Raw genomic sequence first — 24,255 nt, forward strand, 5'->3', positions numbered from 1 at the left:
TTTCTATTATCTTTTCTACTACTTGCTTGACCCGTCGCTCTATCCGAATGTTGCTAAATATTGCATCTGCCATTTACCCCCAACAGCTCCCCGCTCCATTTTGTGTCCTAATCGTAGCCCTAAATTAGGGAAGGAGTTCGGCCTATCCATATTGTTGCGGATTAGCTTTGTTGAGCAGGCTTGTTAATTGACTTTAGACTTATTATAGAACCTAGAAGGCCGTAACTACGGAGCAGACTACAGCAGTTTGGGCGATGAGGGCCTTTCAGGTTTCCGGTGCGCAGCATTCCGACGGTAGGAGGAAAGGAAAGATGAGCAGCCCGAATGACCAAACGGGGCCCCGCGGCCGGGAGCAAACTTAGACAAATAAAATTAGTTAGCACTAGAGCATTGAAAGATGGAATCTTTCAAAAGATAAACGGACAAACCAAGCTATTTATGGAATATTATTAAGGAGCATTGGCATAATATTTTTCTTTACCAGGTATCATGGTTTAGCCTGGCTTTTACAATACTTACGCGCTTTAACCTGGTTGTAGCACTTAACCACTTAGCGGGAATATTTTTAAAAAGCTAGCACCCGGCTATAAAGGCCAGATTACCGGTACCAACGCAATAATTAGCACAATCAGAATCAGGGTTAAACCAGAGCCTACTTTTAGGAAATCGCTGAATTTGTATTTGCCCGGCCCGTAAACCAAAATACAGGCAGGCTCGAAAGGCGTTACCAGCGATACCGAAGCGGCTAACATAATAGCAATGGCAAAGGTACGGGGTTCAGAATTTAAGGCTTCGGCGGTTTGCAGCGCTACTGGCACAATTACCAGAGCGGCAGCAGCATTAGACATGGGTTGGGTTAAGAACACCGTCAGGAAAACAAAACCAGCCAAAATAGATATGGTACCATAAGGAGCCAGCAAATCTACAATGCCGCTGGCTAAATATTTCGCGGCGCCAGATTTATCCATTGCCGCGCCAAAAGCCGTCATGCCCCCAATCAGAATCAGCAAGCGCCAATCAATGGCCTGGTAAGCTCTATCGGTACTAATACAACCTGTTAAAATGCTGATAACAGCGGCACTCAGAAAACAAATAGACAAAGGCAATACCTCAAAAGAACCCAGAATAATGGCCAGCACAAACGCCGAAATGGTAATAATACCTTTGCGTTTCCGGAACAACACTTGCGAAAATTCTTCTAGTACGGCTAAGTGCTGGTTAGAGCGTAGATAATTAAGCCGTTCCTGCGCGCCCTGCACCAAAAGCAAATCGCCTAACTTCAGTTTTACATCACTAATTTGCGTACGGAGCGTTTCGCCCTGGCGCGAAACCGCCAGCACCGTTAAGCCATAACGTCTTTGAAAATCAATTTCGCGAATGGTGTGGCGGATAAGATTAGAATGGGCAGTAATCAATATTTCGGCCAGCCGAATATCGGGGCTTTGGAGCGCATCTTCTAATACCACATCGGCCATTATTTCAATGCCTTTGGTTTCCCGAATGGTAATTAAATCTTCTATTTGGCCTTCTACTAACAAAATATCATCGGCCTGAATGCGGGTGCGGTAATCCGGCAGAAATTTTTCTTTTCCCCGGATAATATTCAGCATTTTAAATTTCTTTTTGCTTAAATCCGAAGCGTATACCAGTTGATTTACCAGCGGCGAATCTGGGCGCACGAGTACCTCGGTAATATATTTCTGCATTTTATATTCCTCGGTCAAAACGCTTTCCTGGTGATCGGGCAATAATCTGCGGCCGATGGTCATCATGTAAAGCATGCCTACCGCAAAAATAGCTAGGCCAATTCCCGAAATTTCGAACATCCCTACGGGCTCAAAGCCTGCTTTATCGATGTACCCGCTTACGGCTACGTTGGTAGAAGTGCCAATAAGCGTGCAGGTACCACCCAGAATAGAAGCAAAAGCCAGCGGCATTAATATTTTAGAAGCACTGAATTTTAGTTTCCGCGATACGCCCAGCAACGGCGACACAAACATGGCCGTTACGGTGGTATTATTCATAAAAGCCGATATAGTGCCCGAAATAAGCATTACCAGGAAAAGCAGAATATGCGCCCCCCGACTAGCAATATTTACCAAACGGGCAATCATAAACTCTAAAATACCGGTTTCTTCTAAAGCCGCCGTTAGCACAAAAATAGAAGCCAGTATTACAATAAAATCGCTGCTGAAACCGGCAAATGCTTCTTGCGGGGTAATAATACGGGTTGTGCAAAGCACAATCAGCATGATTAAGGTAACAATATCAACTGAAATCTTTTCGGTAGCAAATAATATAATGGCAATTAAGAGCAGCGATAAAACTATAATAATCTCCATGTAGATGTTGCTGGAAGGTTATCCGGATAAGGGCTTCTTGAATTTTACCAGTTTAAATGGTTTAAATCAGGTAATGCTTTTACTCGAAAAGCCAAATATAGTTTACCCGGTTTAAATTAAAAGAAAATACCGGTTAAGAAACTTCTGCAATGGCGGCCAGAATAATAGTGCAGGCTTCCTGTATTTGGTTTTCAGTAATAACCAGGGGCGGAGCCAGGCGCATAGAATTATCGCAGAATAAAAACCAATCGGTAATAACACCTTTGGTAATGGCTTTATCTATAATGGGTTTAAGTACCTCAAAAGATTCGAACTCCACAGCCATTAATAAACCACTGTTCCGGATTGCCTTTATTTTGGAATGTACCAATAATTGCCGGAATAAATTTGCTTTGTCCTCTACTTGGGCTAGCAGGTTGCTGTTTTGTATTACGTTTAAAGTTGCTAAAGCCGCCGCACACGAAACCGGATGGCCCCCAAAGGTGGTAATATGGCCTAATATCGGGTCGTTTTTAAATACACCCATTATTTCGGATGAGGAAATAAATGCTCCGATGGGCATACCGCCGCCCATGCCTTTGGCACACAATACCACATCCGGCACAATCCCATATTTTTCAAATCCCCAGAACGTTCCGGTACGGCCAAAACCTGTTTGAATTTCGTCCATGATGAGCAGCGCGCCCGTTTGGGTGCACTTTTCCCGCAGTGCACGCATATAAGTTACGTCCGGCAACCGAACCCCGGCTTCGCCTTGTACCGCTTCAATAATTACGCCGGCAGTGCGATTGGTTATTAGGGCTAAATCGGGTAAGTGGTTGTAACGAATATGAGAAACATCGGGCAACAACGGCCGGAAGCTTCTTTTAAAGTTTTCGCTGCCCGTAACCGATAATGCGCCGTGCGTTGAGCCGTGGTACGAATTAAAACAAGAAATTAACTCCGTGCGGCCAGTATATCTTTTAGCTAATTTCAGGGCGCCTTCTACGGCTTCGGCCCCGGAGTTTACCAAATAAGTATTGTTTAAGTGCGAAGGTAAAGTGGCTTGCAAGGCATGCGCTAATAACACTTGCGGCGCTTGTACAAACTCGCCGTAAACCATTAGGTGTAAATATTTATCTAGCTGCGCCTGAATGGCCGAAATAATCTCCGGATGCCTATGACCAACGTTACTAACCCCGATACCCGAAATCAGATCGAGGTAGGCCTGTCCGTTTACATCGTACAGGTAAACGCCTTCGGCTTTCTCAATTTCCAGCATTAGCGGAAAATCGGAAGTCTGGGCCTGGTGTTGTAAAAAAAGTTGACGGTTCGAGAGCATAAACTTAGTTTTTCGCGAAAGAACATAAAAAAAGCCTGAATTATAAGTTCAGGCTTTAAAGATATACTTAAAATATGGTTAACGGTTGCCCTTGGCAGTGCGTTCGGAGTCCAGTTTTTTTAATAACACTTTGGTAAATTCCCGTTCGCTGCGGTACAAGGTAGCTAATTGTCGTACCGAAATAACCCGCAGAAATTTATCCATGTATTGTTTATCCAGATCCAGTTCGCTTTGCCGCCAGCTTAAACGGTTATTCAGGGCATTCCTGATTTCAACATCATTCATGGCATCCAGGTTTTCGTTACGTAAAGAATGCCATTTTTCGCGGTAAACTTCTTTTTCGGTTTCGAGTTGGTTATAGATGGGCCAGAATTTTTGCGATTGATCCGGCGTTAAATCCAGTTTTTCGGTAAGATAAGCAATTTTGGCGTTCTGAATATTTTGTAACCGCTCTTTGCTGGGGTGATGTTTATCCTGAGAGAATCCCGGAACTTGGGCACCAATAATAAAAAAAAGTAAAATAATGCTTAAAAGTAATTTTTTCATTTTAATAAGATAGTTCATCTAAATCGGCTAATTCTACTTCCCGCATTATCTCAGCTTCCGATGCCTGAATAAATTCGTGGGTAAAATCCTGCTCTGCCTGGGGCAAAACTGCCAAATCGTAATTGTCCAGCTGGTCAGAAGTTAACAAATATTCCATAGCCTCATTTTCTGATACAGAAGCCAGAATCTGATTACTTCCAGCAGCATTAATTTCAGGATTTGAGTTATTAGTTAAAAATATAAAAATAAATGAAATTACCAAAGCTAATCCCGCTAAAGCGTTCTTCAGCCATGGCAAAGCGCTAAAAACAAATATTTCTTGGGTTTGCTGGCGGGCAGTAACCCGGTTCATCATTACTCCCGGCAACTTGTCGAAATAATCTGCCGGCGCCTCGTAAATATTCTTCTTCGGTATTTCGTCCAGTTTCATATTTATTAGAGTGAAAATCAGGGTCTAGGTTTAATGTTGCGTTAAAAATTCTTCAATTTTTTTTGCAGCCAAATGGTACGAGGCTTTTAAGGCACCCACCGAGGTGCCCAATATATCGGAAATTTGCTCGTACGTTAAATCGTCGTAGTAACGCATATTAAAGACCAACCGTTGCTTATCGGGCAGCCGGAGCAGGGCTTTTTGTAATTTTTTTTGAATTTCGTCGCCTTCTAAGGTAGGACTAGCGTCAATTTTTTCGGCCAGCTCTGCGGCAACATCATTTAAAGGTAAAAAAAATTTGCGTCTTTTGGAGGAAAGAAAATTAAGACACTCGTTGGTGGCAATGCGGTAAATCCAGGTGTAGAGTTGGGATTCCTGGCGGAAGTTTTCCAGGTTTTTCCAGATTTTAATGAAAGTTTCCTGCGTTAAGTCGTCGGCATCGTCGTGGTCGATAACCATTTTACGAATGTGCCAGTAAACCTTTTGCTGATATTTCCGCACCAACTGGTTGTAGGCAAAGTTGCGGCTATCAGGGTTTAAAAACTTTTGTACGAGTTCTTTATCTTCCAATGTGTAGTTGTCGGTATATGGTTGTCAGTTGTCGGATAGTAGTTGCCTTTTCCGGACAACCGACAACCAAAAACTGACAACTATTTGCGGGCCATTACTTTTTGTACGGCTTCTACAATGGCGCCTTCATTTAACCGGTATTTTTCCATTAACTGCTCCGGAGTACCGCTTTCGCCAAAGCTATCGTTTACGCCTACCATTTCTAATGGCAACGGCATTTTACGGGCTAAAAGCTGGGCAATACTGTCGCCCAGGCCGCCGTTTAGCTGGTGCTCTTCGGCCGATACCACGCAACGGGTTTTGGCTACCGATGCTAAGATGGCTTCTTCGTCTAATGGTTTAATGGTGTGGATATTAATAATTTCGGCATCAATGCCCTGCTCCGCCAATATTTTTCCGGCCAAAACAGCTTTCCAAACCAAGTGGCCGGTCGCAAAAATACTTACGTCTTTGCCTTCATTTAATACCCAGGCTTTGCCAATTTCAAACTTCTGATCGGCTGGGGTAAAGTTAGGTACTACCGGGCGACCAAAGCGCAAATAAACCGGGCCTTCGTAATCGGCAATGGCAATGGTAGCAGCTTTGGTTTGGTTAAAATCGCAGGGGTTAATTACAGTCATGTGGGGCAGCATTTTCATCATGCCCAAATCTTCCAGAATCTGGTGGGTAGCGCCGTCTTCGCCTAAAGTTACCCCGGCGTGGGAGGCACAAATTTTTACGTTTTTACCGGAGTAAGCCACCGACTGGCGAATTTGGTCGTACACCCGACCGGTAGAAAAATTGGCAAAAGTACCGGTAAAAGGAATTTTACCCCCGATGGTCATACCGGCAGCCAGGCCAATCATGTTGGCTTCGGCAATACCCACCTGGAAAAACCTTTCCGGGAAATCTTTTTTAAAGGCATCCATTTTCAGGGAGCCGGTCAGGTCGGCGCAAAGCGCTACCACATTGGGGTTGGTTTTTCCTAATTCGTGTAAACCGGCACCAAAACCGGAGCGAGTATCTTTCGACTCGGTATAAGGGAAATCTTTCATCTTTATTTCGTAAATAGTTTAACGGTTGTGGTGATTGCAGAACGAATCGTAAAATCCTGCACATCGGTGAATTTACTGCCCCGCGCAAATTTACTACGGTAAACCAGCCTGTAATTTCCAGGCTGAAGCGGTAAATTTAATTTATTGATTACCTCTGGCAAATTATAAACCCAGGTTTGCTGCCCAGAATTATCTATTGTATACAAACTGCCGTAACCCTGCATATCCGAAGGAATGCTTAAAATACCGGGTGCCGGGTAAGTAACCGTGGTCATTAAGCCGGCTTTTACAGCTACATCCTGCATATAAATGCGGGGTAAGGTTAATATTTCTAAATCGTAATTACCGGTTAAGTACTTTTGCCGGGAGCCAAATGGCTGCGCCAGTAAAGTCTTCTCCAAATTATTTTCCCGTACCAGCGCCTGTACCTGCCCATAAGGCGAGGGTCCGTCTTGCCGTAAATGCAAGGTGCCCTGCGGAATAGGTACCGAGAACACGTTGTGCTTACCCGGTTTAATATCCAGGCGCGGCAAAATTGTGGGCGGCACGGTATTTATAACCAAATCGTAACTAATTACGGCATCAATGTCCAGGTTGTCGGGTTTGCCGTTCTGGTCCAGGTAATGCACGTAATTATATTCCGGCTCATTGGTTAAGCTATTAAGCAGCGTTAGGTTTACGTTGGTTTCTACGGGCCGCCCGCGGTCATCTTTTAACTCAATGGCAACGGTGGTTTTACTTAAGGCAATATCTACAACCTGCTTTAATATACTGTTAAAAGCATTTATATCGGCGGCGTTAAAATATTGTCCTACGCACGAAAACTGTTGCTCAAACTGCGTATCAGCGCCAATCCCAATAACAAAGGGCCGCAAAAAAATATTCTTTTTTTGCAGCGCCAGCGAAGCCGCACACGGGTCGCCGCCGCACGATTCCAACCCATCGGTAATTAAAATAATAATATTCCGGGCCGTTTTATCTGCCGGAAAATCATTTGCCGATTGGGTGATGGAATACGTGATAGGCGTATTTCCTTTGGGCGTAATGGTTTTTAACCGATTAATAATTTGCTTTTCGTTGTTTTCGGCAAACGGTACTTCCAGCTTCGAATCCTGGCAATTATTGCTTTCGCGCCCGTACAAATGCCCGTAAACCCGTAACGCCAATTCTAAATTCTGGTATTGCTGCAACGAATCTACCAGCTTCGAAAGTAAATTTTTAGCTACTTCGGTGCGGGTGCTGTTTTCCCATTTAGCCAGCATACTGCCCGACATATCGAGCATAAACAGAATACGGGTTTTTCTGGGTATTTCCGGGCGATTATTTGCCTGCGCCTGTGCGGTAATATTACCAAACAGGCAAAAAAGCAGGCAAACAAAAAATAATAACCGGGAAGCAAGCATGTGGCAATTTGCAAAATAAAAGGTTATCAGCCGCCGACGCTTTTATTAATAATCGTTGCTGGCTGCTTTTAACTGCAATAATGCTTCCTGTAACTGGGCATCGTTAGGGGCAACGCCGTGCCATTTGTGCGAGCCCATCATAAAATCAACGCCAAAACCCATAATGGTATTCATTAAAATCATAATGGGTTTACCCTGGCCGGTTAAAGATTTAGCTTCTTCTAAAGTCGGAATTAATTCATCGAAATCGTTGCCGTTGGTTTCCAGCACTTTCCAGCCAAAAGATTCCCATTTGGCGTGCAGGTTACCCAGGTACATAATAGCATCGGTCGGGCCGTCTATCTGCTGGCCGTTACGGTCTACAATGGCAATTAAATTATCTACTTTATGGTGCGGCGCGTACATGGCAGCTTCCCAAACCTGGCCTTCGTCCAGTTCGCCGTCGCCCATCAGCACGTATACCAGGTTTTTATCGTTATTTAATTTTTTAGCCTGGGCAGCGCCGGTAGCAACCGATAAACCCTGACCTAAAGAGCCGGAGGCAATCCGGATGCCGGGCAAGTTTTCTTCGGTAGCCGGGTGGCCTTGTAACCGGGAATTTAATTTCCGGAAAGTAGCTAATTCTTTTACATCGAAATAACCGGCCCGGGCCAGTACGCTGTACCAAACCGGCGAAATGTGGCCATTTGATAAGAAGAATAAATCTTCGTTACGGCCTTCCATTTTAAAATCCGGGTTATGATCCATCATTTTAAAATACAGCGATACCAGTAATTCGGTACAGCCTAGTGAGCCGCCCGGGTGACCAGAGTTAACGGCGTGTACCATGCGCAGAATGTCGCGTCTTACCTGCGCGGCAGTTTGTTTAAGTTCTTCGGTATCGTAATTAAATGGATTCATAAGTATATTTTAGGCGTTATGATTAAAAGCGGTAAGTTGATAAATAATATTTAAATTTAAAAGTGTCAAACTGGCAATTATAAGAATTAATTACCAAAATAGTAGCCGAAAAAGGTTAATATTTAATCTTTAACTAATTGGGCAGCATGATCTTTGGTATCTACCTTGGTAACAATATCCTGGATAATGCTATTTTCGTCTATCACAAACGTATAGCGCATGGTGCCCATGTATTTACGGCCATACATCGATTTTTCTTGCCAAACCCCATAATCTTCTACCATTTTCTTCTCGGTATCGGATAACAGTGTAAAAGGTAACTCAAATTTCCGAATAAATTTCTGGTGCGATTTTTCGTCGTCGACGCTTACGCCAATTATTTCGTACCCTTTCTCGCGCATCGCATAATAATTATCGCGCAGGTTGCAGGCCTGGGCCGTACAGCCAGGGGTATCGTCTTTCGGGTAAAAATAAATAATTAATTTACGGCCCTGGTAATCGCTTAATTTATGTACGATGCCATCCTGGTCCGGTACAGCAAAATCTGGAGCTTCATCGCCAATATTTAATTTCATAATAGCAATAATAAAAAGGTTAGGCAGCCAAAGATAATTAAATCCGGGCTTTTTGTACAATAAACAATAAGTAAAATATTTATTTAAATTTTTACCCGGTAAACACTTTCGTTACCCATGGCATCTTTTAACCGCAGCACAAAATCGCCGGCCAATGGTTCTGCTTTATTTAAACGTTCCGAAGTAAGCGTCGCGTTTTTGTGTTCAAACTGCATCAGCAAAAATTCACCGTTCAGTTCTGCCCGGAAAGAAGTAACACCCGATAAATCATCGCCTATTTTTAATTTTATTACTTTCGGCGATTTGGTTAGTAAACGCACCGTAGGCGGTTTAGTATCGCTTAATATTTTATATTTACCTAAGTTGCGGGCCGAAAAGGTAATATTATCGCCTTCCCATACGCCGCCTAAAAAGCCCCGGCTGTTGCCCCAGCCTAAATAATAAACGGCGGCTTTGCTCTTATCCAGAATATTTTCGTTGGCCTTTAACGTTACTTTTACTGGCTGAAACAACGGCGTAAGCGGACTGCTGATGCTGTAAATACCATTTGTATATGCGGTGTGCAGGTAAAGCGTATCGAAAAGAGAATTTTTATTGAAAATAATATTCATGTACCGGTTGGTGTAAGAAAAATCGGTACCGGCCGGAATGGAAACGTTTTGCGTGAATTTTTTAGTTTGATTGTTCCAACTAATAGAATCGGGCAGGCCGCCGCGTAAATCGTACAGGTAAACGGCGTAAGATGCCTGCGCATAACTCGGTACTAAATCGTACTGCATTTTACCCACAAACAAACGCATGTTCTGCGGCTGACGGGCAGTGTCGGTAGCCATTACTTTTAATAAATTTTCGGATACTTCGTAGCCAAAATCCGGTTTTTTAACGGGTGGCCCGGGCGTATAAAAGTACGATGGTTTTTCGCCGCGCAGGGTAAACTGTAACGTGGTGGTATTGTTGTGCGAATCTTTTAAAATCATGGTTATACCGTAAGTACGGCCGGGCTCAACGCGCAATTTGCCCCGCCCAGCGCCCGCGTTGTAAATAGGTAAGCGGTTACCATCGTCCACGTAGCACTTCTGAAAATTTTTGCCGGTGGTTTTGTAGTGCTCGTAATTAATGTGCCACGATACATGCCGGTTTAATTCAAAAGGTATTCCATCAATTAAATGATTATAAAAAGGTTTACCATCAATTAAAATATCTACCTGCTGTACGCCATTCTTGTTTAAGGCCTGGTTCAGGCGGTCGAAAGCAAATACTTCTAAACCCAGTAAACCGTGCGCCGAAAGCGTGTCGGGGAGGGTAAAGCCGGTTCCATTTTTTACCGGCGTAAATTCAAAGCGGCCAAAGCGGTTATTAACCCGCCCGTCTATCGAGAGCGTTTTAATGGCAATAGCGTTAAAAGTAGGAGCAATATCGTCGCGGATTTCGGGAAAAGTATATTTAAGCGGATTAAGCAAAGCATTTTTATCGTCGCGTACTTCAAAATGCAAATGCGGTCCGCCCGAGCCACCCGTATTACCCGATTTGGCAATTTCATCGCCTTTCCGGAACACAAATAAATCTTTGGGCACATTTAAGCGCAGTTCAAAAGCTTCCTGTTCGTAGTGCTTGCGCAGCACGTAATCCCAAATGGCGGGCGCAAAAGTTTCGAGGTGGGCATACGTGGTAACCAAGCCGTTGGGGTGCGTAAGGTACAGCATATTGCCGTAGCCGTAGGTAGAAACCTCGATGCGCGAAACATAGCCATCGGCGGCCGCATACACCGGCAAGCCCGTAACCTGGTTGGTTTTAATATCAATGCCCCCATGGAAGTGATTAGGCCGGATTTCGCCCATGCTGCCCGCCAGGAAATTTTGCTGCCCCGGCATTATCGGGAACCCAAAATAACCAGTGGGTACCAAATCCGGGGTATATTGTAACTGATTAAACTGGGCCTGTCCGCCCAAAGCAAAAAGAAATATTAGGCTGAAAAAAACTACGCCTGCTTTACTACTTAATTTCAAAATCTAAAAGCTTTTTATCTTCTATAAATCCTTCTAACCGGTCGCCAATTTTAATAGGCCCAACGCCGCTGGGAGTACCCGTAAATATAATATCGCCTTTTTTCAGGGTAATAAACCGCGACATGTAGGCCAGCATATCGTCGAACGAATTCAGCATCATGCTGGTGTTGCCGTTTTGTTTTTCCTGACCGTTTATCTGTAACCGGAAATTAATATTTTTTAAATCCGGGAAATCGCTGATCGGTAAAAACTCCGATACCGGTGCCGAGCCGTTAAAGCCTTTGGCCACCGTCCAGGGCAGGCCTTTGCTTTTGGCTTTGGCTTGCAAATCGCGGGCAGTAAAATCAATACCCAAGCCCAATGCATCGTAATATTTAGAAGCAAATTTAGGCGCTATGTTTTTGCCTTCTTTCGAAATACGCAATATTATTTCTATTTCATGGTGAATATCCTGGCTAAAATCCGGGTAATAAAATGGGTCGTTGTTTTTGAGTAACGCGGTATCGGGTTTAAAAAATATAACCGGCTCATCCGGAATCTGGTTATTTAGTTCGGCTATATGTTCGGCGTAATTGCGGCCGATGGCTAATATTTTCATGTGGGGTTAAATTAAGCAAGCCAAAAATAAATTAATATTTCCGGGCATAAAAATCTGATTTTAAGATTATGCCAAGATCGGACCTTGGTGGGGCCATAACTTTTTATATTAACAAAACCGTATAAACCGCAATTGGCATGAAAGGTGCATAAGCAAAAATACCAAGCGGAAGTTTAACCTTCGTTATTTTAGCCGTTATTGGCAGACTATGTTGGAGAAAAAATGTCAGGAAAGATTTAAAAAAGTTTACTTAAAAAATTAAGAGCATGTTAAGGAAAATATTGATTTCGGCAGTTTTTTTAGCTACAGTAGCTTGTGCTACCGTGCCTATTACCGGCCGCCGGCAACTATCGTTGGTTTCGAGCGCCGAAATGCAAACTATGAGTTACCAGGCTTACCGCCAGGTTTTAGATACCGCTAAGGTTTTAAATAACAACGATGCGGCCATGGTAAAAAGGGTAGGTGGCAAAATTCAGCGGGCGGTAGAGCAATACATGTCCCAGAATAATATGTCCAGTCAGTTACAAGGCTTTCAGTGGGAATTTAATTTAATTCAGGATAAACAGGTAAACGCCTGGTGTATGCCCGGCGGAAAAGTGGCCGTTTACACCGGCATTTTGCCCATAACTCAAAACGAAACCGGCTTAGCTGTGGTTATGGGGCACGAAATTGCCCACGCCATTGCGAAACACGGCGAAGAACGTATGAGCCAGGCTGTAGCTGCCCAGGCGGGTGGCTCAGTAGCCGCGGCGGCATTAGGCGGTTCGGCGGCTTCGCAAAATTTATTCATGAACGCTTTTGGGCTAGGTAGCCAGTTGGGTATGTTGCGGCACGGCCGTAAACAAGAATCGGAATCGGACCACCTGGGCTTAATATTTATGGCGATTGCCGGTTATGATCCGCAGCAGGCAGTGCCGTTCTGGCAAAGAATGGCGTCGCAGAAAGGAGCCGGTAGTGCCCCGCCAACTTTCTTGTCTTCGCACCCTTCCGACCAAACCCGCATCGCCGATTTACAACGGTTAATGCCCGAGGCGCTGAAATATTACCGCAAAAAATAATCGCGATCTTCTGATTGTTAAAAATATTAAAAACAAAAAAGCTGGTGGCCAGAACCATCAGCTTTTTTATTGGTATAAATTAGAAATTGATGTTACGCGAGCACCATTTGGTTACTTTTAACAAGTTAGTGGAGTCTACACGTGTCATTCAGGAGGAACCTATTTGGCAGTTAACTAAATAGGTTCCTCCTGAATGACAGCTGTGAATTATTTAGACGGCTTGCATTTTGGCTTTTTTGTAACTTCATTCATAAAAGAGAACAAATGAATAAAAAGAAAATCGCCTTAATTTCAATCCTGGTGCTGGCTTTCTGCTTAAAATCAGACAAAGCGCATTAATGCTTTAGCTAAGTTTTGCGGGCCGATAATATTTAACCGGATTGAGATAATCCTCAACCTTTAACCTTGCAACTTTAAGCCTAACTGCTAACCTTCATGAAGGCGCTGGCGCTACTGCGGAATTTAATGCGGGTAATTACTTTTTTCGTGTAAAGCGGGAAATCTCCTTTTTGCATCCAATCGTAATAACTGGGTTCTTTCCGGAATACGTCTTCTACGGGCACGTTCTTGTATTTGCCAAAATTAAATACTTCTTTACCTTCGGCGTTGTACACAATACGACCGGCTAAATCTACGCAGTTCTGGGCGGTAAATTTGTGCAGTTGCTCCATGTCGTTTTTTACCGGAAACACTTCTTTTAAATCGGCGGCCAGCATCGAAACGTTTTCGTACCGTTGGATCTGCGATTTCAGGATTTCGTAGGTGGCAATGGTATCGGCTTCGGCGCTGTGGGCGTTATCCAGGGGCTTATCGCAATAAAATTTGTAGGCCGCAGATAGGGTGCGCTGCTCCATCTGGTGGAATATTTTGCAAACGTCCACAATGGCCCGGTCCGATATATCAAATTCAATATTGCACCGCATAAATTCTTCGGCCAGCAGCGGAATATCAAACTTGCACAGGTTATAACCACCCAAATCGCAACCCTGTAAAAATTCGTTCATGCCTTTAGCAAGCTGGGCAAAAGTGGGCGCATCTTTTACATCCTCATCGTAAATTTTATGAATCATGCTCGATTCCAACGGAATGGGAATGGTAGGGTTAATGCGCTTGGTTTTTAATATTTCTTCGCCGGTAGGCAAAACTTTAAGCATACTAATTTCCACAATCCGGTCTTTGCAAATATCAACGCCCGTGGTTTCGAGGTCAAAGAACACAATGGGTCTTTTCAGGTTTAATTTCATAGAAGCAGTAAGGCTTTTATTACGAAAGAATAGCGGTAGCTAATTCTCCTAAATCCATATTATTATAAGTGCCGGAGCTCATCAGCAATAAATTCTGATTTTCCCACCGCAGCGATTTCAGGTAATCGGCCAAAGCCTGGCTATCGGTAAATACCTGTATTTTTTCGTTGCCGAAGGCTTGGGTAATATCCGCCGCCGCTAAAGCTGGCATGCGTTTGTGCTCCAGCGTTTTGGGGTTGAAATACACAATTGGCACATCGGCAGCATTTAAGGTCTGTTGGTATTGCGGCAGAAAATCTTTATTCAAACTACTGAAAGTATGCAACTCCAGACAGGCTACTAATTTCCGTTCCGGAAACTGGTCTTTAATGGCTTGGGTGGTGGCCATTACCTTAGAAGGCGCGTGGGCAAAATCTTTGTAAACCCGTACGGTGCCGTGGCTGCCCAATAATTCTAAGCGGCGGGCGGCACCTTTAAACGTAGCTACTGCCTCGTAAAATCCTTGCGACTTTATGCCTAATTGTTTACAAACTTCTTTGGCAGCGCTTATATTTTGTAAATTGTGCTCCCCGAATATTTGTAAAGGAATATTTTCTTTTTTGGTAGTCAGGTACGTTACGCCGTTGTAAACTTCGTGTTCGTGCGCCGAATAGCCAATAAATTTTACATCGGGGTTCCGGGGCACGCATACGCGCAATACCTGTTCATCGTCCTGGTTATAAATAATTACCCCGGCTTTCGGCGTCATGTCGGTAAATATCCGGAACTGTTTGCGGTAGGTGTCCGGGTCCGGGAAAACGTTGATGTGATCCCAACTGATGCCGCTAATGACCCCAATATGGTGATGGTACAAATGAAACTTAGGTACCCGCTGAATCGGCGAAGATAAATATTCGTCGCCTTCAATAATAATAATAGGGGCTTCTTCGGTCAGCTTCACCATGTTATCAAAGCCTTCCAGTTGCGCGCCCACAGCGTAATCAAACAACCAGTTATGGTGTTTGAGCACGTGCATAATAATAGAGGTAATGGAAGTTTTGCCGTGACTACCGCCAATAACCACCCGCTGTTTGTTGCGGGACTGCTCGTAAATAAATTCCGGAAACGAATATACCGGCAAACCTAATTCCTGCGCTTTTAACAGTTCCGGATTATCGGGCCGGGCGTGCATGCCCACAATAACGGCATCTAGTTGGGAAGTTATTTTTTCCGGAAACCAGCCTTCCTGGGCGGGTAATAAACCGGCCGCTTTTAAGCGGCTTTGCGCGGGTTCAAATATTTCGTCGTCGGAGCCGGTAATGGTAAGTCCTTTCTGATGCAGAGCCAGGGCTAAATTATGCATAATGCTGCCCCCAGTGGCAATCAGATGTATGTTTTGCAGTGCAGTTTGCGTCATGAAAAAAACTAATGGGCTTAGCAAATGTACAAAAATAAATTTCCGGTTAAAGTGCCTTTTCCTTGGCCAAAGCCGCCAGTAAGTTTAAATACTTCTGCGCCTTGGTTTTATATTTTTTATTCCGCCGGATTTATTTTCCAAGGTAATGATATAATTCAAACCAAAAGTACAGTGTGCATAAATTGTTAATAACACAGCCCGGGAGTTCGTTAGATTTGTAAGTATGGAGGAGAATAATGTAAAATTTGGAGGAGTGAAAACCAAAGCGGCCTGGACGCCCAAAACCACCACGCCGGTAGCTTTTGGTAAATTGCCTCCGCAGGCCCTGGAACTGGAAGAAGCGGTTTTGGGTGCTTTAATGTTGGAAAAAGATGCCCTAACGGCGGTAATTGATATTCTGAAACCCCAGAGTTTTTACAAAGATGCGCACCAGCGTATTTTCGGAGCTATTCTGGCGTTGTTCGATAAATCAGAACCGATTGACATTTTAACGGTAACCCAGCAGTTGCGCGAACAAGGGGAGTTGGAGATAGTAGGCGGGCCTTACTACATCATGAACCTGACCACGCGTATTAACTCGGCGGCCAACGTAGAATTTCACGCCCGGATTATTACGGAAAATGCCATTAAGCGCGAACTGATTTCTATCTCCACTGATATTTTAACCAAAGCCTACGAAGATACCACCGACGTTTTCGATTTATTAGACCGAAGCGAAAAATCTTTATTTGAAGTATCGGAATCGAACATCCGGAAGAACTTCGACGACATGCGCTCCTTGATGCACAAGGCCATTAAAGAACTGGAGGAAAAGAAAAACCAAAAAGACGGTTTAACCGGGGTGCCGAGCGGCTTTACCGCTTTGGATCGGGTAACTTCCGGTTGGCAACCTTCCGACTTAATTATTCTGGCCGCTCGTCCGGCAATGGGTAAAACGGCGTTCGTAATTTCGGCGATGCGGAATGCGGCTATTGATTTTAAAAAGCCAGTGGCAATATTTTCTTTGGAGATGTCGTCGTTGCAGTTGGTTAACCGCTTAATTTCGTCGGAAGCAGAACTCGAAGGGGAAAAAATTAAGAAAGGTAACCTAGCCGATTACGAGTGGGCGCAGCTCAACCATAAAATATCCAAACTCTCCGAAGCACCAATATTTATTGATGATACTCCTGGTTTATCTATCCGGGAATTGCGTACCAAGTGCCGCCGCTTAAAGGCCCACCACGATATTCAAATGATTATTATTGACTATTTGCAGTTGATGAGTGGTCATTCGGAAGGTGGTAAAGGCGGTGGTAACCGGGAGCAGGAAATTGCCTCTATTTCCAGGGCCTTGAAAATGCTGGCCAAAGAACTGAACGTGCCGGTAATTGCGTTGTCGCAGTTAAGCCGGGCCGTGGAAACCCGCGGCGGCGATAAAAAACCGCAGCTCTCCGACTTACGCGAATCCGGTTCTATTGAGCAGGATGCCGATATGGTTTGCTTTTTGTACCGTCCCGAATATTATGGCATTACCGAAGACGAAATGGGTAACCCGACTTTAGGCGTAGGCGAAGTAATTATTGCAAAACACCGGAATGGTTCTTTAGCCAACGTAGCGCTTAAATTTATTGGTAAGTATACTAAATTCGGCGACCTGGACGGCGGCTTTGGCGATGATCCGTTTGGCGGCGGTTTACCACCCAGTAATTTCGACGATGCGCCGGGCGGGGGCAGCTTTAAAGTGTTAGGCAGCAAAATGAACGGCGATTCTTTACCCAGATCGACCTTTGATGTAGAAGAACCTCCTTTTTAGAATTACAAGTTTTTTATTATTGCTAAACCCTGCTCCCAAAAGAGCAGGGTTTATTATTTATATATAATTATTTATTTTATTAATAAAAAATGTAGACTAGTAGCTTAGAATAAAAAAGGATTTGTTAGTTTTAGATAAACTTGTTTTCCCAAGAATATTCCGTCTATGTTTAAGTTCTCGCTAGTTTTAGGAGTTATTTTTTTCAGCAGCTATTTTTTGCAAAAAAACAATTCCGCAGTAAAAGCCTTAACAAAGATTGTACAGCAGGCAACTAAGCAGGACACCACTGCAGAGAAGATGCTCAATTACCAGCGGGACAATGGCGGCTGGCCGCAGTACAATGGCAATGCCACCAATTACCAAAAAAATATTACTGATGAACACAAAGCGCTGCTGTTAAAAGATAAAAATAAGCCCGACGCCACCATCGACGATAAATCTACTACTTACGAAATAAATTATTTAGTTAAAGCTTATACCGAAACCCGAAATCCGGCATATTTAACAGCGGCTGAAAATGGCATAAAATATTTACTCCTGGCGCAGTACCCCAACGGCGGTTGGCCCCAATCTTACCCAGATACCAGCAGTTACCACAAACACATAACTTACAACGACGGCGCCATGACCGATGCTTTGTGGGTGCTTGCAAAAACGGCCGCCAAAGCTGATGGCTACAGTGCCGTAGACAAAAAATTAGCAGCCCAAGCCAAAACCGCCGTGAATAAAGGCTTAAAATGCATCTTGAAAACCCAATATTATCAAAACGGTAGACTAACGGCCTGGGGAGCGCAGCACCATTATAAAACCCTGGAACCAGTTGCAGCACGTAAGTTTGAACTGGCATCGCTGAGTAGTTCCGAATCGGTAGCCGTGTTAGACTTCCTGATGCATATTCCTAATCCAAATCCGGAAATAAAAAGAGCCGTTGTTGCCGCCGTAGCCTGGCTGGAAAAAGTTAAAATTACTGGTATTACTACCCAAAAAGTAACCGATGCTACGCAGCCAAAAGGCCGGGATGTTAAAGTAATCGCTGACCCAAACGCCATTACCTGGGCCCGCTTTTACGAATTAGAAAGCAATAAACCCATATTTACCGGCCGGGATGGCATTAAGCGGTACGCATTGGCCGAAATTGAAAACGAACGGCGCGTAGGTTACAGTTGGTACAATACCCGTCCGGCTAAATTACTTCATACCGATTACCCGAACTGGGTTAAAAAGTGGGGAAAATAAAAGTAAATTTTCACTTACCTAACCATTTAAGCCTTTCATGAATAAGTTTACCGGATCGCCGGGTACATAAATATTGGTAGTAATGGTTTGCTTTAAGCTTTCAAAATATAACTGCTTGTAAATTAAACCGGTATTATTTTAATAAACTTTGTTTTCTGCGTAAAAAACAAGTTTATTTCAAAACATTTATACCGGCTTACGGGTAAGTAAAAAATGATTGTTTAACTAAAAGGCTATGATAAAAGAAGAAAACCAAACACCACTCAACCACGGTGCCAACGGAAATGGCGCTGCCGGTAACGGCCAGGGAAGTCCGGGCGGAAATGGAATGGGAGCCGACGGAAAAGAACGGATTCTCACTACCCGCCAGGGGCACCCAGTTGTGGATAATCAGAATATCCGCACGGTTGGCAACCGGGGACCTGCCACCATGGAAAACTACCACTTTATTGAAAAGATATCTCATTTCGATCGGGAGCGGGTTCCGGAACGGGTAGTGCATGCTCGGGGAGCTGGTGCTCATGGTGTTTTCGAAGCCTACGGAACCGTAGGTGATGAGCCGGTTGCCAAATATACCAGAGCTAAATTATTTCAGGAAAAAGGAAAGCAAACGCCGGTTTTTGTGCGGTTTTCTACGGTAGGGCACGGCACTCATTCGCCGGAAACCTTACGCGACCCGCGCGGCTTTGCCGTTAAATTTTATACCGAAGATGGTAACTGGGATTTAGTAGGTAATAACCTGAAAATATTCTTTATCAGGGATGCCATGAAGTTTCCGGACTTAATTCACTCCCAAAAACCAGACCCGGTAACCAATATTCAGAGCGGCGAGCGCATTTTTGACTTTATTGCCGGCACTCCCGAAGCTACCCACATGGCTACTTTCCTGTTTTCCCCGTGGGGTATTCCGGCTAACTACCGGCAAATGCAAGGCTCGGGCGTTAACACCTATAAATGGGTAAATGCCGATGGCGAAGCTGTGCTGGTAAAATACCACTGGGAGCCGCTGCAAGGTATCCGCAATTTAACCCAGGCCGAAGCCGAAGCAATTCAGGGTAAGAATTTTAACCACGCGACGCAGGATTTATACGAAGCCATTAAAGCTGGCAATTTCCCGCAGTGGGAACTGTTTGTGCAAATTTTGAGCGACGATGAGCATCCGGAACTGGATTTCGACCCCTTAGATGATACCAAACTGTGGCCCAAAGAGCAATTCCCGTGGCTGCCCGTGGGTAAAATGACTTTGAACCGGAACCCGGTTGATTATTTTAACGAAGTAGAACTTTCGGCTTTTGGTACCGGCGTATTGGTAGATGGCCTGGATTTCTCCGATGATAAAATGCTGCAGGGCCGTACTTTCTCTTATTCCGACACCCAACGGTACCGGGTTGGCGCTAATTATTTGCAACTGCCTATTAATGCTCCTCGGGTAAAAGTAGCTACCAACCAACGGGGCGGACAAATGGCGTTTAACACGGATTTTGCCGAAGGCCAGAACCCGCACATTAACTATGAGCCATCGTTCTTAGGTGGTTTACAGGAAGCCAAGGCAGCCGATAAACCCTATACTCCTCGCTACGAAGCTAACTTGGTGCGCCAAAAAATAGACCGGACCAACGACTTTAAGCAGGCCGGAGAAACGTACCGCAACTTTGAAGACTGGGAACGCGACGAACTGATTTTAAACCTAGTTACCACGCTCAGCACCTGCGATAAAAAAATTCAGGATAAAATGGTTGAGCACTTTACGCTGGCCGATGAGGATTACGGCCGCCGGGTAGCCGAAGGCTTGCAGCTTAAACTAAAAGACCAAAGCGATAAAGGGCCGATTGGAGCTACTTCGCCGAGAGAAGGCGTGGAAGAAGCACAGCGGGTTTCCCACGAATCTAAACCTTATTGATAAATATTCCGAAGTTCATAAAAAAGCCTGCTTTAATATTTTAAAGCAGGCTTTTTTATTATTTAAAAATCAGCTATTTATCTCAGCTTCATATCCGAAATAATATCCTGAATACGCTGCGAAAGTTGTTGATTTACCTTATCAAAATCGGCTTCGGAAGCTAAGGCTTCGTTTACACTAAAGTAAAATTTAATTTTTGGTTCAGTACCAGATGGCCGGGCTGATATTTTAGAACCATCGGCGGTAATAAATTGCAGCACGTTCGAGCGTTCCATATCAATGGTTTCGGTAGCGTTGGCTTCTACGTTTTTCACCTCTCCCGATTTATAATCCCGGATTTGCACTACCGGCGATCCGTTAATGGTTTGGGGTGGGTTTTGCCGGAGTTCCTGCATCATTTCGGCAATTTCCTGCTGACCCCGCTGGCCTTTTTTGGTTAAAGAAATTAAGTCTTCTTTGTAAAACCGGAATTCCTGGTACATGCTAATCATGAGCTGGTACAAGGTTTTGCCCTGGTCTTTGGCCGCTGCCGCCATTTCGGCAATCATGGCGCAGGAAGCCACGGCATCTTTATCGCGCACCGAATCGCCTACCAAATAACCGTAGCTTTCTTCGCCGCCGCCAATAAATTGCTCTTTACCTTCCAGCGAACGAATTATTTCGGCAATGTATTTAAAGCCGGTAAGGGTTTGGTAAGATTTTACGCCGTAACGTTTGGCCACTTCACCAATCAGGTCGGAAGTTACTATGGTATAGGCAATAAATTCTTTGCCGGTAAGTTTGCCGGCATCGTTCCAGGCTTTAATAAGATAATAAATGAGCAAACTGCCGGTTTGGTTACCGTTCAGGAGTACAAATTCGCCGCTCAGGTTTTTCACGCCAATGCCAACGCGGTCAGCATCGGGGTCGGTGGCCAGTACCAAATCAGCATCAATTTCGGTAGCTTTTTGCAAGGCCAGGCTCATGGCTTCTTTTTCCTCGGGGTTCGGGTAAACTACCGTCGGGAAATTACCATCTGGCGTGGCTTGCTCCTGCACAATGGTTACGTTGGTAAAGCCCAGCCGCTCCAAAACTTTCGGTACCAACGTAATACCCGTGCCGTGAATAGGCGTGTAAACAATTTTTAAGTCGTGCTGTTGCTTTATTACTGCAGGGTTAACGGCCAAACCCGCTACCATTTGGATGTAGGCGTTATCAACCTCGGCCCCAATTACCTGAATATTTTCTTCTTTCGACTCAAATTTAATTTCTTCAATGCCCGAAATGGCTTTCACCTCGTTGATAATATTTTTATCGTGCGGAGCCACTACCTGGCCGCCATCGTTCCAGTAAGCTTTGTAGCCGTTGTATTCTTTGGGATTGTGCGAAGCCGTTAGTACCACACCGCTGTGGCAACCCAAATGCCGGATAGCAAACGAGAGTTCCGGAGTAGGACGCAGGGCTTCGAAAAAATATACTTTTATATCGTTGGCGCTGAAAACGTTGGCTACAATGCGGGCAAATTCCGGACTATTATTGCGGCTGTCGTGGGCTATGGCTACTTTTACTTGCTCGTTGGCAAAAGATTTTTTTAAATAATTACTCAGTCCCTGGGTGGCGGCGCCCAAGGTATATTTATTCATGCGGTTGCTGCCTACGCCCATAATACCCCGCAAACCGCCGGTACCAAATTCTAAATCCTGGTAAAAGGCATCGCCCAAGGCTTCTGTTTCGCCTTGTTCCGATAATCTTTTTATTTCGGCTTTTGTTTCGTCGTCGTAAGGGCCATTAAGCCAGGTGTTTATTTTGCTTTGAATAGCTGGTTCTAACATAGTTTTATTTTAATTAAGATATTTAATTCGGGTTCTCTAATATTTTAGGGGAGTTAAATTACAGTTTAAATTAAGAATTACAAATTGCCCCGTAAAGCCTGTTCGCGTTCTATGGCTTCGAAAAGCGCCTTAAAATTGCCTTTGCCAAAAGACTTAGCGCCTTTGCGTTGAATAATTTCGTAAAACAAGGTGGGCCGGTCTTCTACGGGTTTGGTAAATATTTGCAACAGGTAGCCTTCTTCGTCGCGATCAACCAAAATATTCAGATCGCGCAGGGCTGGCAAATCTTCGTCTATATGGCCTACCCGGTCCAGCAGGTCGTCGTAATAATTGCGGGGTACTACCAAAAATTCTACGCCGCGGCGGCGCAATTCCGAAACCGTATGCAGCATATCGTCGGTGGCTAAGGCTATGTGCTGTACGCCGGGGCCGCCGTAAAAATCTAAATATTCTTCTATCTGGGATTTCTTTTTGCCTTCAGCGGGCTCGTTTATCGGAAATTTAATGTAGCCGTTCCCGTTCGAAACTACTTTCGACATCAAGGCCGAATAATCGGTAGAAATATCGGTATCATCAAAAGTTATCAGCAACTTAAAGCCCATTACTTCCTCGTAAAAACGAACCCATTTATTCATCTCGCCCCAGCCCACGTTGCCCACACAATGGTCTACATATTGTAGCCCCAGCGGCGTAGTTTTAAAAGAACTTTGGCGGGCAACATAACCCGGCATAAAAAGGCCGGTATAATTTTTTCGCTCTACAAATGTATGCAGGGTATCGCCGTAGGTACGGATAGAAGCTGTTTTTACTTCACCAAAATTATCGGTTAAGGTTTGGGGCGCGAAAGCCGGAATGGCGCCGCGGCTTACGGTTTCCCGGAACGATTTTTCGGCATCATCTACCCATAGCGCCAGTACCTTTACACCATCGCCGTGTTTTTGTACGTGCTGCGCAATTTCCGAATTGGGCAGGAGCGAGGCCGTAAGTACCAGCCTAACTTTACCTTGTTGCAATACGTACGAAGTCCCGTCGCGCCAGCCGGTTTCGGGGCCGGCATACGCCACCAGTTCAAACCCGAAGGCGGTCTGGTAATAATACGCCGCCTGCTTGGCATTGCCCACGTAAAATTCCAGGTGATCGGTGCCGTTTAAAGGTAAAAAATCGGTGTTGGTGCTTGCGGTCATAATTGGCGGTTGGGTTTATTAAACTCCTGGCAATTGAACCTGATAATAAAGAAATTTTAGTTTATTTGTAAATTATAGGGTTTTACTTGCAAATGCCCGTTCATGTTTTAAACTTTGTATTAAATCTATAGCAGTTGCTTTTATGAATATTGCAGAATTAAATACGTCTCTCGTATCGATAATTGAAAAAAAAGCGGAGTTAAGTAAATTATCGTACAACGATGAGCGCTACGACGAGGTTGAGGAAGAACTCCACGACCTGGAAGATGATTTTAACGAAACCTACGGCGATTACCTGGAGGAAGTATTGGAAGAAGTGCACGAGCGCATTTGCCCGGATTCTGATGTACTTTTACCTACCGCCTATTTACCAAGTAATTTATTAGGCAATACCGGCGGCGAAACTTTTAAAGGCGAAGGCGTTTGGGTTGATACCGACGAATACCCGAACAAAGAATCGCGGTTGGTGCTGGTACCAAATCCTACCCGGTTAATATTATCGGTGGGTAATACCATTAAAAAAGAAGTCTGGAAAGCTGAATAATTTATCTAAACAGCTTTAATAAAAAAATCCTGAGTTGCTACATGGCCGCTCAGGATTTTTTATTTATGGACTAATGCCAATGTTCCTTACCGTTATTCCTTAAACAGTCTGGTTCTTTGTTTATCTTTTGAAAGATTTCATCTTTCAAGGCTGAGGTGCTAACTGTTAGTTGCTGTTTAAGTTTGCTCAAGGCCGCAGGGCCCCGTTTGGTCACTCGGGCTGTCTAAGCTTGTTTTCCTCCTATCGTCGGAATGCTACGCACCACAAGCTTAGAAGGCCCTCATCGCCCAAACTGCTGTAGTCTGCTCCGTAGCTACTGCTTTTCTAAGTTTAATAATAATTATTAATTCTAAACCAAATTATTA

Annotated in this window: 21 protein-coding genes; 6 read left to right on the forward strand and 15 right to left on the reverse strand. The window is 44.3% G+C overall.

The window, feature by feature from the left end:
* A partial coding sequence (locus tag F0145_RS26715) for a hypothetical protein (RefSeq protein WP_223816197.1) occupies window positions 1-187 on the forward strand: 187 nt, incomplete at its 5' end.
* 397 nt (window positions 188-584) lie between these two features.
* Here the strand turns inward: F0145_RS26715 and F0145_RS21925 are convergent.
* The 11 genes from F0145_RS21925 to F0145_RS21975 all read right to left on the reverse strand — a co-directional run bounded on the left by F0145_RS21925 (window position 585) and on the right by F0145_RS21975 (window position 11,725).
* On the reverse strand, window positions 585-2,342 hold the full coding sequence (locus F0145_RS21925) for an SLC13 family permease (protein ID WP_150092026.1): 1,758 nt from the start codon (window positions 2,340-2,342) through the stop codon (window positions 585-587).
* 133 nt (window positions 2,343-2,475) lie between these two features.
* Entirely contained in the window at window positions 2,476-3,663 is a 1,188-nt protein-coding gene (locus tag F0145_RS21930) for an aspartate aminotransferase family protein (RefSeq protein ID WP_150092029.1), read from the reverse strand.
* Between the two features lie 78 nt (window positions 3,664-3,741).
* On the reverse strand, window positions 3,742-4,209 hold the full coding sequence (locus tag F0145_RS21935) for a hypothetical protein (RefSeq protein ID WP_150092031.1): 468 nt from the start codon (window positions 4,207-4,209) through the stop codon (window positions 3,742-3,744).
* A 1-nt stretch (window position 4,210) separates the two neighbouring features.
* On the reverse strand, window positions 4,211-4,639 hold the full coding sequence (locus F0145_RS21940; protein WP_150092033.1) for a hypothetical protein: 429 nt from the start codon (window positions 4,637-4,639) through the stop codon (window positions 4,211-4,213).
* Window positions 4,640-4,669: 30 nt separating this feature from the next.
* Window positions 4,670-5,209, reverse strand: coding sequence for an RNA polymerase sigma factor (locus F0145_RS21945; protein ID WP_150092034.1), 540 nt, complete (start codon window positions 5,207-5,209; stop codon window positions 4,670-4,672).
* Between the two features lie 80 nt (window positions 5,210-5,289).
* Complete coding sequence (locus F0145_RS21950; RefSeq protein WP_150092036.1) at window positions 5,290-6,243, reverse strand: transketolase family protein; 954 nt, start codon at window positions 6,241-6,243, stop codon at window positions 5,290-5,292.
* A 2-nt stretch (window positions 6,244-6,245) separates the two neighbouring features.
* Window positions 6,246-7,646: a vWA domain-containing protein gene (locus tag F0145_RS21955; protein WP_150092038.1), complete on the reverse strand. Its 1,401-nt coding sequence runs from the start codon at window positions 7,644-7,646 to the stop codon at window positions 6,246-6,248.
* 45 nt (window positions 7,647-7,691) lie between these two features.
* Window positions 7,692-8,546, reverse strand: coding sequence for a transketolase (locus tag F0145_RS21960; RefSeq protein ID WP_150092040.1), 855 nt, complete (start codon window positions 8,544-8,546; stop codon window positions 7,692-7,694).
* A gap of 122 nt (window positions 8,547-8,668) precedes the next feature.
* A complete protein-coding gene (gene bcp, locus F0145_RS21965) occupies window positions 8,669-9,121 on the reverse strand; it encodes a thioredoxin-dependent thiol peroxidase (protein ID WP_150092042.1) in 453 nt (150 codons plus the stop codon).
* Between the two features lie 83 nt (window positions 9,122-9,204).
* Window positions 9,205-11,127, reverse strand: coding sequence for a M23 family metallopeptidase (locus F0145_RS21970; protein ID WP_223816198.1), 1,923 nt, complete (start codon window positions 11,125-11,127; stop codon window positions 9,205-9,207).
* The gene (locus F0145_RS21975) at window positions 11,114-11,725 is read right to left on the reverse strand and encodes a fumarylacetoacetate hydrolase family protein (protein ID WP_150092044.1); all 612 of its coding nucleotides are present in this window, start codon (window positions 11,723-11,725) and stop codon (window positions 11,114-11,116) included. Before F0145_RS21975 ends, F0145_RS21970 begins: the two co-directional genes overlap by 14 nt.
* Window positions 11,726-11,991: 266 nt before the next feature.
* Here F0145_RS21975 and F0145_RS21980 point away from each other — a divergent pair, with 266 nt between their 5' ends.
* Entirely contained in the window at window positions 11,992-12,783 is a 792-nt protein-coding gene (locus F0145_RS21980; RefSeq protein ID WP_150092046.1) for a M48 family metallopeptidase, read from the forward strand.
* Between the two features lie 419 nt (window positions 12,784-13,202).
* Here F0145_RS21980 and F0145_RS21985 read toward each other — a convergent pair whose 3' ends face one another.
* Together F0145_RS21985 and F0145_RS21990 are read right to left on the reverse strand one after the other, a co-directional pair.
* Complete coding sequence (locus tag F0145_RS21985) at window positions 13,203-14,027, reverse strand: 3'-5' exonuclease (protein WP_150092048.1); 825 nt, start codon at window positions 14,025-14,027, stop codon at window positions 13,203-13,205.
* A 19-nt stretch (window positions 14,028-14,046) separates the two neighbouring features.
* Window positions 14,047-15,423, reverse strand: a complete 1,377-nt coding sequence (locus F0145_RS21990; protein ID WP_150092050.1) for a UDP-N-acetylmuramate--L-alanine ligase — start codon at window positions 15,421-15,423, stop codon at window positions 14,047-14,049.
* Between the two features lie 223 nt (window positions 15,424-15,646).
* Between F0145_RS21990 and dnaB the strand changes: the two genes are divergently transcribed.
* The 3 genes from dnaB to F0145_RS22005 all read left to right on the forward strand — a co-directional run bounded on the left by dnaB (window position 15,647) and on the right by F0145_RS22005 (window position 20,351).
* On the forward strand, window positions 15,647-17,215 hold the full coding sequence (gene dnaB, locus F0145_RS21995; protein WP_150092052.1) for a replicative DNA helicase: 1,569 nt from the start codon (window positions 15,647-15,649) through the stop codon (window positions 17,213-17,215).
* Window positions 17,216-17,512: 297 nt separating this feature from the next.
* Window positions 17,513-18,451 carry a pectate lyase gene (gene pelA / locus F0145_RS22000; protein ID WP_223816199.1) on the forward strand — a complete coding sequence of 313 codons (939 nt, stop codon included), beginning with the start codon at window positions 17,513-17,515 and terminating at the stop codon, window positions 18,449-18,451.
* 328 nt (window positions 18,452-18,779) lie between these two features.
* Complete coding sequence (locus F0145_RS22005; protein WP_150092171.1) at window positions 18,780-20,351, forward strand: catalase; 1,572 nt, start codon at window positions 18,780-18,782, stop codon at window positions 20,349-20,351.
* 77 nt (window positions 20,352-20,428) lie between these two features.
* Here F0145_RS22005 and F0145_RS22010 read toward each other — a convergent pair whose 3' ends face one another.
* The gene (locus tag F0145_RS22010) at window positions 20,429-22,162 is read right to left on the reverse strand and encodes a phospho-sugar mutase (protein ID WP_150092056.1); all 1,734 of its coding nucleotides are present in this window, start codon (window positions 22,160-22,162) and stop codon (window positions 20,429-20,431) included.
* Between the two features lie 77 nt (window positions 22,163-22,239).
* Entirely contained in the window at window positions 22,240-23,346 is a 1,107-nt protein-coding gene (gene hppD, locus F0145_RS22015) for a 4-hydroxyphenylpyruvate dioxygenase (protein WP_150092058.1), read from the reverse strand.
* A 142-nt stretch (window positions 23,347-23,488) separates the two neighbouring features.
* Here hppD and F0145_RS22020 point away from each other — a divergent pair, with 142 nt between their 5' ends.
* Window positions 23,489-23,890, forward strand: a complete 402-nt coding sequence (locus F0145_RS22020; protein WP_146899253.1) for a hypothetical protein — start codon at window positions 23,489-23,491, stop codon at window positions 23,888-23,890.
* The last annotated feature ends 365 nt before the right edge of the window (window positions 23,891-24,255 follow it).

The organism is Adhaeribacter rhizoryzae (assembly GCF_008629685.1).
GTDB lineage: Bacteria > Bacteroidota > Bacteroidia > Cytophagales > Hymenobacteraceae > Adhaeribacter > Adhaeribacter rhizoryzae.